The following is a 12,736-nucleotide window of genomic DNA, read 5'->3' on the forward strand; positions in this document are numbered from 1 at the left end:
TATCCAGTAGCTCTTTATTCATTCCTGATGAAATCCCTGTATCTATCAGATTTCATTATACATTGTTTATCATGTCAGTGCGTAAGGTGAGTTGTATAAGGTAATTATACGTTTTTAGGGGGTTAATATTGAAAGTTGCTTAAATAATTTCACTTAGATATTAGCCTTATTTTTTATTTTAAATAAATTTAAATGTATGATTTTTATTTTACATTATTTAACATAATGCATATATATTTTTTATTTTTTATGATGTTTTTTTGTTATATATTATGTCTTTTTTCTTGGAGAGTGATGCTCGTGAATCTTAGGAGGGTCACAAAAAGGATAACAAAGAAGCTAAACTGTGTTTTTAAAAAAGGGAAATAATATGCCTCATGATAGAACACTATTACAAGAAAGAGCAGTAAAGGTACAACAGAAGCTTAAGTGGTTATATAAAATTACTAAAGATAGAGGAATAACGTTTGAGCAGGAGGCACAATTAGAAGCATTGCTTACAGCTATTCCCCATGATAGCTCTCTCTTAGAAAGTTCGCCTTATGCTAGGGCGATTTGGACTGAGGTGGAAGATGTTAGTGTAGAGAGAAAGTTGCTTTTTTTAGAAAGACTTGTTACAGAAGGGGTTATTGCCCAATTAAGTGCTTATGATTTATTAGATTATGATAGTGATTATTTGCACAGTGAGTTTGGTGCTTTAATCGTCGCAGAAAAATCACGCTTTGCTGACTGTGATGGAGAGATTAAACCTGCGACTTACAGGTTATTTGAAAATATTGAGCAGGTTCTTAATGATGAAAGTCGATATTGCTTCATTAAAGTAGAAGATGTTACAGGCCCACTGCTTGAAAAAATAGATCCAAAACTAGATCCTCCTGTGGCGACCTTAATTAAAGACTTTACCATGCGTAATGGTGATGTGGCTATTGCTGAACCAGAAGGCAGTGAATGTGATTTGTAATATAGCCTTTTAAAATAACAAATTAAATATAGTATTAAATATCGTAGTGGTTTTAAAAAGGTGCAGTACTCGTTTAAAACCACTATTTTCTATTTTTTCATTTTACTCTTGCTTTTAACGATCAAACTCTAATGGTACGCCAACATTTTCTTCATAAAACTGGCCGTGATGGTAAACGAGTTTGCCGTTAATAATAGTCGACATAATTGAATGATTGAATTTATAGCCATTAAAAGGTGACCATGCGCATTTGTATAAAATATTATCTGTAGATACTTCATGGGGCGTATTTGGGTCGATTAGAGTAATATCAGCGTGATAGCCTTCACGAATGTAGCCACGTTCTTTAATTTGATAAATATCAGCAACAGCGTGGCTAGTTTTTTTGACGATGCTTTCTATAGAAAATATACCGCGTTTTTGGTGTTCAAGTAGGCTTAATAGGGCGTGTTGAACTAAGGGTAAGCCTGAGGGTGCATTAAAATAGCTGTTTTGCTTTTCCTGCCACGTATGTGGTGCATGGTCTGTTGCAATAACGTCGATAAGATCGTCGTTGATAGCGTTAAGTATGCTAAGGCGGTCGTTTTCAGTTTTAATCGCAGGGTTACATTTGATCAGTGTGCCGAGGGTATCATAATCATTATCATTAAAGAATAAATGATGAACGCAGGCTTCGGCAGTGATACGTTTTTTATTATGATTGCCTTGAGTAAATAATTCGAGTTCTTTGGCTGTCGTTAAGTGCAAGACATGTAAACGGGTATCATGGCGTTTGGCAAGGTCAACTGCAAGCGATGAAGAGGCATAACAGGCTGCTTCTGAACGAATTGCTGGATGACAGCCGATGGGGACTTCTTCACCAAATTGTTCACGGTATTTTTGTTCGTTAGCAAGAATCATCGGCGTATTTTCACAATGGGTAGCAAGCAGTGTTGGGCATGATTTGAATAGAGCGTCAAGAATTTTGGGATCATCGACGAGCATATTGCCGGTGGAGGCACCCATAAAGACTTTGACCCCACAGGCTTCATTAGGGTTGAGCTGTTTAATTTGCTCAAGATTATCATTGGTTGTCCCTAAATAAAACGAATAGTTGGTACTAAAGCGATTGGCTGCATGGTTAAATTTGTCTCTTAATGCTTGAATGGTTGTGGTGGGTGGGGAGACATTAGGCATTTCCATTACACTGGTGATGCCACCTGCAGCGGCTGCACGTGACTCTGTGCGCATTTCACCTTTGTGGGTGAGACCGGGTTCACGAAAATGTACTTGGTCATCGATCATGCCAGGGATCAGCCATTTATTTTTAGCATCGATGACTTGTTTGGCAGGTTTATGGCTTAAGTCACTATCAATGTGTTCGATGCGGCCGTTTTTGATAAAAAGGTCAGCTTCTGTCTTTTGGCCTTCATTAATGATGGTCGCATTTGTGATTAATATTGTAGTCATGAGTCTTCCTCATTATTGTTATTGCAATTTTATTGCATTATTAGCCTTTAGCGCTCTCGTCTATTTAGGTTATATACTATGATGTTTCATGATACTTTAACCGAAGACAACAAGATAATTAGGTGCTTTATGGGGCAATGGTTGATTTTTCCCAGTGGCTGCTATTATTTGCACGTTGATATAAAACACGCTGGTGTAGACGGTTTTCTTGGCCTTGCCAAAATTCGATTTCATGGGCAATCAACCGGTAGCCTCCCCAGAAGTCAGGTCGGGGCAGTGAGTTTTGATTATGGTACTGTGCTGCTAGTTTTTTAAAGCGCTCAGTGAGCTCAGCCTGATGCACAACTTGACTTTGTGGAGAGGCAATGGCGGCAATTTGGCTGCCTTTGGGGCGACTGTTAAAGTAGCTATCAGACTCATGGCTGGTTAATTTTTCGATGATACCGCGTATTTTGACTTGACGAGTGAGGGCTGGCCAATAGAAATTTGCAGCGGCCTGTGGAGTATGTGCTATTTCTTGGCCTTTGGCGCTATTATAGTTAGTAAAAAAATTAAATCCTTGTTCATTCATGCCTTTTAATAACACAATTCTTAGGTTGGGAGTGCCTGAGCAATCGACGGTGGCGAGTGTCATTGCCGTTGGGTCAGTGGACTCTATACCCGTTGCGTCTTCTAGCCAAGCAGTAAATTGCTGAATTGGGTTCTTTGCTGAATTTTCTAGCGTAAGCGCTTGTCCTGAATATTCGCGACGTATGTGTGATATTTTCATAAGGCCTCCTACTACACTGCTGGTTATCATACTGGCTTTTCGAAAGACTGTCAGCTGCTACTTTTTTCTACTAATTTGCGCAAGCCTTGAGTGAATGTTGATTGAGTTAGATTTGTATTGTTGTTGGGTTGTTTTTGTTTTCAATGTATTGACTTTTATAAGTTTATAGATTGCTGATTGTTAGGTGATGATAGCCATAAAATCTGGAGTTGTTATTTTTTCTAGACCACTATGTCTTAGAGGACTAGAATGAAATTAAAGTCTTACTGCTTTTTAACTTAAAAAATATATATTAAGGATGAGATATGAATGGGTATCAACATTTTTTGTTTGCAACTAATATGAGTGATGCCTGCAACAAAGTGATAGCGAAGGTCCGGCAGTTTGCCGATGTATTTGAGGCGAAGTTAAGTGTGGTGAATTTTGTTGAACCGGTCACGATGGCCTATCCTGGTGTGATTGTGGTTGATGATTTAGAAACCTCGCGTCAACAGGCAGCAAAAGAAGAATTGGTTGAGTTTTGTAAGGCCTTGAATGTTTCTAATACTATGCAGCATGTTATTGTTGATACACCTAAAAATGGTTTATTTGATTTGGTTGAGTCGTTAGGTGTGGATTTAGTGATTATTGGCCGGCATAACAAAATGGATTTTAGTTGGTTGTTAGGCTCAACAACAAATGCAATTATTCATGCTGCACATTGTGATGTTTTAGTATTGCATGAGTAGCTGTTATTAATTAATTAATTAAATAAATATTATTTAATTTTGTTTTTTATATAGATGATATATAACTTTAAATTGGTTAGAAAATAATTTTAATTTTTTAATAATTTATAGTTAAAATTAACAATAAATTTATGGCTTGATTTTATTTAAAATGCTGAGATTGGTATAATATATTTATCTTTAGGTCCGCTTAATTCAATAATAAGTAGATTTTCATTGTTATTTTAATTTTATTTTTTTTAAATTAAAATTTAATTGCGCTGCAAAATTTAAATTTTAAAAAATTTTAGTCATTGTTATTATATAGGCTAGAGTAGTATAGTATTTTTTCAAGGGAACGAAAGGACGAGGGAAGTGGCAGTGCAATTGATTGATCAAGTGCCTTATTTTTGGCAGGGACGTGATGATGGTGTAGGCGCGCGCCGCTTTTTTCAAGCGGTAGAAGCATTAGATTATTCTAAGTTAAGTGCAGAGCATACCGTAGCACTCACAGGCTTTTGTTCAGATGAAGGCGTTAAACGTAATTTAGGGCGACCGGGGGCTGCTATGGGGCCTGCAGCACTTAGAAATGCATTAGTTAATTTATCTTTTTATCACTCTATGAAAATTGCTGATCTTGGCGATATTTGTTGTCAGAGTCGCGATCTTGAGTTAGCTCAAACTAAGCTTGCAGTATTAAGTGAGTCTCTTGCTAAAAAAAATATTTTATCGATTGTTTTAGGTGGTGGGCATGAAGTTGCTTGGGGGCATGGTTTAGGGCTATTTAAAGCTGCTTTTGAGAAAAATAAAAAAGTTGGTGTGATTAATCTTGATGCTCATTTGGACTTAAGGCCGCTTATTAATGGTGTGCAGGGCTCATCGGGAACGCCGTTTAAGCAGCTTGCTGATTTTTGCAAAGAAAATAACCATGAATTTAATTACTGTTGTATTGGTTTGCAACCTTATGCAAATACTGAAAGCTTATTTGCAACAGCCCAGTTATTGGGGGTGGAGATGGTGAGTGCAAGTGAGGTAAAAAATAATTATTTATCCGTTAAAGAGAAAATAATACAGTTTTGCGAGAATGTAGATACTGTTTATTTAACGTTATGTTTAGATGTGTTTGCTGAAAGTATTGCACCTGGAGTGAGTGCGCCACAAGCATTTGGGCTTGCAGCTGAGCAGGTGCAGGTCATATTAGAGGATATTATTAACCTTACTGATTTAATTGGCTTTGATATTGCTGAGCTTGCCCCTTGTTATGATCAGGGTCAGCAAACTGCACATCTTGGTGCTTATTTACTTAATGATGTAATTCATCTTTGGCAGGAGAAAAAGCAATGAAATGGCAACAAGTCTGGAAGAATGTCAATCTTGTCACAATGGCAGGCAATGACTTTGGTCTTATTCATCAAGGTGCGATTGCTGTTAAGGAGGGTCGTATTGCTTGGTTAGGGCGAGCGTGTGATTTAGATAGCCGTTATATTGGTATTGATACCCAAGTGCATAATGGCCAAGGTAGGTATTTAACGCCTGGGTTGATTGATTGTCATACACATATGGTGTACGGCGGAAACCGCGCGAATGAGTTTTCTGAACGCTTGAGCGGAAAAACTTATCAGCAGATTGCTGAACATGGTGGTGGCATTTGGTCGACTGTGCAGGCAACACGTAAGGCGCATGAAATGTCGCTATTTGAGCTTGCCGAAAGGCGTTTAGCACATTGGATTTCTCAGGGTGTGACAAGTTGTGAAATTAAGTCAGGTTATGGTTTATCTTTTCAAGAAGAAAAAAAATATTAAATGTGATTGCTGCTTTAAAAAATAAGCTACCTATCGATATTCAAGCAACTTTTTTAGGGGCACATTGTGTTCCTAAAGATTTTTCAGGTACAAGCATTGAGTATATAAACAGTGTTTGTCATATGTTAGAGCCGCTTCACCAGCAAGGGTTAATTGATGCTGTGGATGGGTTTTGTGAGAACATTGCATTTAGTCCGGAAGAGATTGAGTTATTATTTAATAAAGCAAAAGAATTAAATATTCCAGTAAAATTACATGCTGAGCAGTTTTCAGATCAAGGCGGTAGTAAAATTGCTGCAGATTTTAATGCGTTATCTGTTGACCACTTAGAGTACTTAAATCCTAATGCGCTTGAGGGCATTAAAGAAGCAGGCAGTATCGCCGTATTATTACCCGGGGCTTACTATTACCTACAAGAAAAGCAAGCGCCTGATGTTATGGCACTGCGCGAAGCAAATATTGCGATGGCCGTTGCGACGGACTTTAACCCAGGTAGTTCGCCTGTTATGTCATTACCTTTAGCTATGAATTTTTCCTGTAATTTTTTTGGTTTAACCGTTTTAGAAGCTTTTCAAGGAGTGACTGTTCATGCTGCAAAAGCACTGGGTATGGCGGATCGAGTGGGACAGCTAAAAGTAGGTATGCTGGCAGATTTTGCTTTGTGGGAGATAGAAAATATTGTTGATTTGGTGTATTACACGGGAATTAATTTTTGTCAGCAAACAGTTAAAAAAGGTTATGTGATTTATCCTTAGCTTTAATATTTTTAATTAAAATTAATTTTATTATTTTTGTAGAAATTAAATTATAAGTGGTTTTAAACCTGATGTTATGGAGGACTTAATGATAAATAATAGGGTGGATGGTACACGTGAAATTAAAGCAAATACAGGTGTAAAAAAACAGGCAAAGTCATGGCAAACTGAAGCTGCCCTTAGAATGTTAGCTAATAATTTAGATGCGGCTGTCGCTGAAAATCCAGTTGAGTTGGTCGTTTATGGTGGCATTGGCCGTGCGGCACGCAATTGGCTATGTTTTGATAAAATAGTTGAAACATTAAAACGCTTGGAAAATAACGAGACATTATTAATTCAATCAGGCAAACCTGTGGGTGTTTTTAAAACGCATGAGTATGCTCCTCGAGTGATTATTGCCAACTCCAACCTGGTGCCAGCATGGTCGAGCTGGGAGACGTTTAATAAGCTTGATCAAAAAGGCTTGATGATGTATGGACAGATGACGGCAGGTTCTTGGATTTATATCGGCAGTCAAGGGATAGTGCAGGGAACGTATGAGACGTTCGTTAATGCTGCGAAAAAGCATTATCAAGGAAAAATCTTAGGGCGTTGGATTTTAACCGCAGGTTTAGGTGGTATGGGAGGTGCACAGCCACTCGCTGCAACCATGGCGGGGGCAAGTTTGCTTGCCATTGAATGTGACCCTGGGCGTATAGAAAAACGACTTGGATCAGGTTATTTAGATATTAAAACGGAAAACTTGAATGAAGCTCTGACATTAATTGAAAGGGCATGCAAAGAGAAAAAAGCGCTGTCGGTTGGCCTGTTGGGGAATGCGGCTGAGGTCTTACCAGAATTAGTTAAGCGAGGTGTTCAGCCTGATTTTGTTACGGATCAAACGAGTGCACATGATCCCTTAAATGGTTATTTGCCTATGGGTTGGAGTTTAGCTCAGGCTCAGAAAATGCGTGTAGAAAATCCTGAGCAAGTGGTCAAGGCAGCCAAGGAGTCGATGGCAGTTCATGTGAAGGCGATGCTGGAGTTTCATAAATTAGGTATTCCGACCTTTGACTATGGTAATAATTTACAGCAAATGGCTTTAGAAGCAGGGGTTAGTGATGCTTTTGCCTTTCCTGGTTTTGTACCGGCTTATATCCGTCCTTTGTTTTGTGAAGGCATTGGGCCATTTCGTTGGGTGGCGTTGTCTGGTGACCCTGAAGATATTTATAAAACAGACGAGAAAGTCAAAGCACTATTGCCTGATAATACACATTTGCATCAATGGCTTGATATGGCCCGTGAAAAAATTCAGTTTCAAGGGTTGCCTGCACGCATTTGCTGGGTGGGTTTAAAGGAGCGGATGCGCTTAGGGTTGGCTTTTAATGATATGGTTAAAAGCGGTGAATTATCTGCGCCGATTGTGATTGGCCGTGATCATTTGGACGCCGGTTCAGTCGCGAGCCCAAATCGTGAAACCGAAGGGATGCAAGATGGATCAGATGCAGTGTCAGACTGGCCATTACTGAATGCCTTATTAAATACCGCCAGTGGTGCAACATGGGTGAGCTTACATCATGGTGGCGGCGTTGGTATGGGCTTTTCCCAACATGCAGGGATGGTGGTGGTGGCTGATGGCAGTGATCGTGCATATAAAAGTTTATCGAAAGTCCTCTGGAATGATCCGGCAACCGGAGTGATGCGTCATGCTGATGCGGGCTATCAGCAGGCGCTTGCTTGCGCTAGGGCACAAAGCTTGGATTTGCCGATGATGAATATGAATAATAAGAATTATCAAGGGAGAGACTGATGCTGTTAATTAATATAGATCACTCCCCCTTGACTTTAGCTATGTTAAAGCAGGTGATTGATGGGCCGGTGAAGCTCAAGGTGACAGAGGCGGTGTGGCAGGATGTACGCAAAAGTCGTGCTGTTGTGATGGATGTGATTGCTAAAGAGAAAACAGTATATGGCATTAATACGGGGTTTGGTATTTTAGCTAAGCGTTCTATTTCGCACCATCAATTAGAAACGCTACAGAAAAATATTATTTTGTCCCATGCCGCAGGCGTTGGTGATTATTTGGATGATGCTACTGTGCGTTTAATCCTGGTGTTAAAGTTAAAAGCGCTATTGCGGGGTTACTCTGGTATTAGTGAGAAGGTTGTTAATGCATTGACTGCTTTGGTTAATCATGAGGTTTATCCCTGTATTCGGGCACAAGGTTCTGTTGGAGCTTCAGGTGATCTGGCGCCTTTATCGTATATTGGTGCGGTGCTGCTGGGTGAGGGCAAGGTGAGGATCGGAGGTAAAGTTTTGCCAGCAGGTGAAGGCTTAAAGCAGCTCGGTTTAGAGCCGATTGCTTTAGGGGCGAAAGAAGGTTTGGCATTAAATAATGGCACACAGGTGTCTACGGCAATTTGTTTGAAAAATTACTTTGCATTAGAAGATCTTTTGCTGGTAAGTATGGCGTGTGGGGCATTGGCGTTGGATGCTGCAGGGGGGGGCGGATAGCCCGCTTGATGAACGGATTCACCAGGCTCGTGGTCAGCAAGGCCAGATTGATGTGGCGGAGTATTACCGGCAGTTATTAACAGGCAGTGCACTGCTTGAGTTACAACGGCGTCAACATGGGCGTGTGCAAGATCCTTATTCATTGCGTTGCCAGCCGCAAGTGCTAGGAGCGTGTTTAGATCAACTGCGCCATGCTGCGGTTATTTTAGTAGCAGAAGCAAACTCGGTGACGGATAATCCTTTGATTTTTGTCGATGATAATGAAATTTTATCCGGTGGCAATTTTCATGCGGAACCGGTCGCTTTTATTGCTGATAACCTCGCTTTAGTTGCTGCTGAAATTGGCTCACTGTCAGAGCGTCGTCTTGCTTTGTTAATGGATGAGCACTTTAGTGGTTTACCGGCCTTTTTAGTTGCGGGTAATGGTGTGCATTCTGGTTTTATGGTTGCTCAAGTGACTGCGGCGGCTTTAGTGAGTGAAAATAAGCAGCTTTGTTATCCTGCAAGCGTTGATAGTATTCCAACGTCCGCGAGCCAGGAGGATCATGTGAGTATGGCTACTCATGGTGCGCGTCGCCTGGGTAAAATGGCACGTAATTTGCAATATACACTCGCTATAGAATTGCTTGCAGGCTGCCAAGGGATTGATCTGCGAGCACCGCTAAAAACATCTGTGCCATTGATGTTGCTGCATGCGAATTTACGTGAGCGTGTAAGTTTTTATGAAGTAGATCGTTTTTTTGATCCAGACATTGAGCAATCGGCACAGTTATTGCAGGAGTTTGTGTGGCGAGATTTATGCCAAGTGCATTTACTGCCAAGCCAGCGAGAGTAAGGTTATAAAGAATAAATAGGGGGGAGTGATGAGTATAGAGCTATTGCAGAAGGAAGCTGTTTTATTACTCTATGATGATAAAGCCAATCAGTCCCCGCAGCTTGCTGCCTTGAAGTATTTAGGTATGACCGATATTGATGCTATTTATGTTGGCGAGGCGACATGGCAAACACGGCTACAATCTAAGCATTATGCTGTTATTATTTATGATTTAAGTCATCGTTATACAGAGATTCAGCCTAAAGTTTTTGAAGATTTATATCGAGCTAATATTATTCGTTTGTCGCGATTGTTTATTTTAATTTCAGAATTAACGGAGTTTCCACAGATACAACACTTTCTGGCTAAAAATCCACCTGATATTATTTTAACTCGTCCTTATAGCTTAGACATGTATGTGAATAAACTTCGAGAGCAGTACCCAACAAAAGTACGCTTTAAAAGCTTTTATGAAAGTTTTGAGAAAGGTGATTATCACAATGTGTTAATGGCCTGTGAAAAGCGTATTCAAGGTGGCGGTGATAGAGAAACGTTATTAGAATGCTTTCGTTTACAAGCAATGAGTTATTTATTCGCTCAGCAGTTTGATGCGGCGAAAAAATTATGTAATATGCTTTCTAAGCAGCAAGATCAGCTGCTTTGGTTAAATTTAGTACATGGCCTTGCTTGCTTAGAGTCTGGAGAATTAGGTCAAGCGAAACGTGATTTCTATAAAGTGTTAAAACAAGAAAAAGATGATATTAAAGCTTTGGATGGTTTGTGTGAGGTGCTTGTACAGACAAAACAGTTGTCTCAAGCGCATAGAGTGCTTAGTCATCGTATGGCATTAACTCCTTTCGATGAAGCAAAGCAGCAACAATTTATTGATTTAAGTTTAACGTGTGGAAATTTTGCCGCGGCTGAACAGGCAATTTATAGTATGATGGAAAACCATCATAACCGTCACGGATCGACCGATCCAGAAAGCTGGTTGCAATTATTATTGTTACTACGTGAGCAGATAAAGTCAGATCAAGATGTATTTAAAGCCTATGATCGAGTACTTGAAGTCATGAGCTATGTTGACAAGCATGAAAAACAAAATATAGATATAAAAATTAGCCAGTGTTTGGTTGGGGCTGAAATTGCTGAATCTATTAGTGATATAGAAAATAGTGAGCGTTTTAGTAAAAATGCTAAAATAAATTATGATAGCCACTTGTTTTTGCTTGATGATCAACAGGAAGTTGAAGTGGGCTTAGGTTTTTATCGAAATAACTTATTACAAGGGCAAGGTGAGGAGATTTTAAAATCTTTGTTATGGCGCTGTAAAACAAATGATGAATTAAATGGTGAGTTATTGGTAAAAGTATGCAGTGTATTTAATGGACAGGCTTATTTGGGTGAAGAAGCTAATACTCGAGGTGTCGAGCATTTTTATAATAAACAATATGCAGATGCTTCCCGTTTACTTGATCTGGCGACACAAATTCGGCCAGACAATATGGCGATTCATTTAAATGCAGTGCAAGCGCTGTTATCTTTGCTTGATCAAAAAAAACATGTTAATTCAGGTGTATTAGTTAATAAAATGGCAATTTATTTAGAAGCTATTGATTTGAATTTAGCACAAGCGACAGATAAGCAAAGTCAGCGTTATCATAGGTTGCTTGATCAGTACAATCAACTATCTATTACTTGATTTTATATTTATTATTTATCTGGCCTTTTATTTGCATATTTATTATATAAAGAAATAATATTGGAAAATTATGATGAAACGAAGTCATAATATTTTTGGTTATTTAATTGCATTCTTTGCCGTCATTTTTTTAGTCGCATGTACAAATACGCCATTAAAAGTGGCTAATGATAATTTTCGCTTGGCTGGTGCTTCAAAAGCTCATATTGATAGTTATGGACGTGTGATGAAGCATATTAGTAAGCGCTATGAGGTTGATGGCTATTTTAAAACTACAGTTGCGGTAAGACAAATTGCACAAGAAATGGTTGATGAAGAGTTTATTAAAAAATTTAAAGCAGCACTGCGCTTTGAACGCTTAAATCCTGCGGATGGAGATCGGTTACAGCGTGCGATTGAACGCGACCCAAGAATTAGTTATACGGCGACTGTATTTGTTCCTAAGTATCCGAATGATTTAGAAAAACGCTTAGCTCAGGCATTTAATGAAAGTCCAGTATTGCGTCATAAAATGAAAAATCCTGATTTTCGTTTTATTTCTTCTTTTATCGTGGTGAGTGCTCACGGTCAAGCAAAATATCGTGATTTCGATATCAAGCCACAGTTTTTTTTCGGTGGATCGCAAAAAGAGAAGCTATATAATTTATCCAATGATGCGCCAAAGTCTCTGTTAGATGGCTCTGTATTTGCTTATCAGTATAAGGTAATTTGTTGGCGTCATGGCTTTATTTACGATACCGTACTTGATGAAATCGGCGTAAAAAGGCCAGCATGTCCTCCAGGCTCATCAGCGCTTTACCCTGGTCGTGCTGAGCAATGGAAGTCATAATAGTATAAATTTTATAGCACTTAAAAATATAATTTAATTAATATTATATGCTTTGTATAGTGTATATATAAATTGATTGATTTTGAATTTTATATTTTTCTTTAAATTAGTTTGGCCTTTTCTTAAAAAAACTAATTCATATGTGTCATGATTGAAAGATTTTATCTATACAGATTCCTTTAATGTACGATTTTCTGTAGTAGTAAAATAGTTTTGACTACTAGTGAGCTCTTATGACGTATCACTAAAGATCAGGGCCCATACTAAGTAGTTATAGCGCTCAACGAATAGTTTCTGACATTGACTTCATTACTTGACTAAGCGCTGTCTCTAAATTTATTTCATCTTGATCAAGCTTCATGCGAACCCTATTTTTAAGCGGTGACGGTAACCCTCCCTTAAAATAGTACAAGAGATAAGTGGAATCTTCTGTTAAATTAACTTAGACAGGAGAG

At 38.9% G+C, this 12,736-nt stretch carries 12 protein-coding genes; 10 read left to right on the plus strand and 2 right to left on the minus strand.

Annotation, left to right across the window (positions count from 1 at the left end):
- The first annotated feature begins 370 nt into the window (after positions 1-370).
- The gene (locus C200_RS04885; RefSeq protein WP_032126397.1) at positions 371-961 is read left to right on the plus strand and encodes a hypothetical protein; all 591 of its coding nucleotides are present in this window, start codon (positions 371-373) and stop codon (positions 959-961) included.
- A gap of 114 nt (positions 962-1,075) precedes the next feature.
- Here the strand turns inward: C200_RS04885 and C200_RS04890 are convergent, their stop codons facing one another.
- Both C200_RS04890 and pdxH read right to left on the minus strand, forming a co-directional pair.
- Entirely contained in the window at positions 1,076-2,410 is a 1,335-nt protein-coding gene (locus tag C200_RS04890) for a dihydroorotase (protein WP_016210561.1), read from the minus strand.
- Positions 2,411-2,537: 127 nt separating this feature from the next.
- Positions 2,538-3,179 carry a pyridoxamine 5'-phosphate oxidase gene (gene pdxH / locus C200_RS04895; RefSeq protein WP_016210568.1) on the minus strand — a complete coding sequence of 214 codons (642 nt, stop codon included), beginning with the start codon at positions 3,177-3,179 and terminating at the stop codon, positions 2,538-2,540.
- Positions 3,180-3,484: 305 nt separating this feature from the next.
- Between pdxH and C200_RS04900 the strand changes: the two genes are divergently transcribed.
- From C200_RS04900 to C200_RS04935, 9 genes are all read left to right on the plus strand, one after another.
- A complete protein-coding gene (locus C200_RS04900) occupies positions 3,485-3,907 on the plus strand; it encodes a universal stress protein (protein WP_016210566.1) in 423 nt (140 codons plus the stop codon).
- A 354-nt stretch (positions 3,908-4,261) separates the two neighbouring features.
- Entirely contained in the window at positions 4,262-5,230 is a 969-nt protein-coding gene (gene hutG, locus C200_RS04905; RefSeq protein ID WP_230389104.1) for a formimidoylglutamase, read from the plus strand.
- The gene (locus C200_RS04910; protein ID WP_016210564.1) at positions 5,227-5,688 is read left to right on the plus strand and encodes an amidohydrolase family protein; all 462 of its coding nucleotides are present in this window, start codon (positions 5,227-5,229) and stop codon (positions 5,686-5,688) included. The genes hutG and C200_RS04910 overlap by 4 nt, the downstream gene beginning before the upstream one ends.
- 2 nt (positions 5,689-5,690) lie before the next feature.
- Positions 5,691-6,443, plus strand: coding sequence for an amidohydrolase family protein (locus C200_RS04915; protein WP_016210557.1), 753 nt, complete (start codon positions 5,691-5,693; stop codon positions 6,441-6,443).
- 88 nt (positions 6,444-6,531) lie between these two features.
- Positions 6,532-8,232: a urocanate hydratase gene (gene hutU, locus C200_RS04920; RefSeq protein WP_016210560.1), complete on the plus strand. Its 1,701-nt coding sequence runs from the start codon at positions 6,532-6,534 to the stop codon at positions 8,230-8,232.
- Positions 8,232-8,936 (plus strand): aromatic amino acid lyase, encoded by a 705-nt coding sequence (locus C200_RS16500; protein WP_016210556.1) that lies wholly within the window; start codon positions 8,232-8,234, stop codon positions 8,934-8,936. The genes hutU and C200_RS16500 overlap by 1 nt, the downstream gene beginning before the upstream one ends.
- Positions 8,896-9,771 (plus strand): aromatic amino acid lyase, encoded by an 876-nt coding sequence (locus tag C200_RS16505; protein WP_230384803.1) that lies wholly within the window; start codon positions 8,896-8,898, stop codon positions 9,769-9,771. Before C200_RS16500 ends, C200_RS16505 begins: the two co-directional genes overlap by 41 nt.
- 28 nt (positions 9,772-9,799) lie before the next feature.
- Complete coding sequence (locus tag C200_RS04930) at positions 9,800-11,452, plus strand: response regulator (protein ID WP_016210562.1); 1,653 nt, start codon at positions 9,800-9,802, stop codon at positions 11,450-11,452.
- Between the two features lie 70 nt (positions 11,453-11,522).
- Positions 11,523-12,281, plus strand: a complete 759-nt coding sequence (locus C200_RS04935) for a hypothetical protein (RefSeq protein WP_230382975.1) — start codon at positions 11,523-11,525, stop codon at positions 12,279-12,281.
- Positions 12,282-12,736: the final 455 nt, after the last annotated feature.

The organism is Piscirickettsia salmonis LF-89 = ATCC VR-1361 (genome assembly GCF_000297215.2).
GTDB lineage: Bacteria > Pseudomonadota > Gammaproteobacteria > Piscirickettsiales > Piscirickettsiaceae > Piscirickettsia > Piscirickettsia salmonis.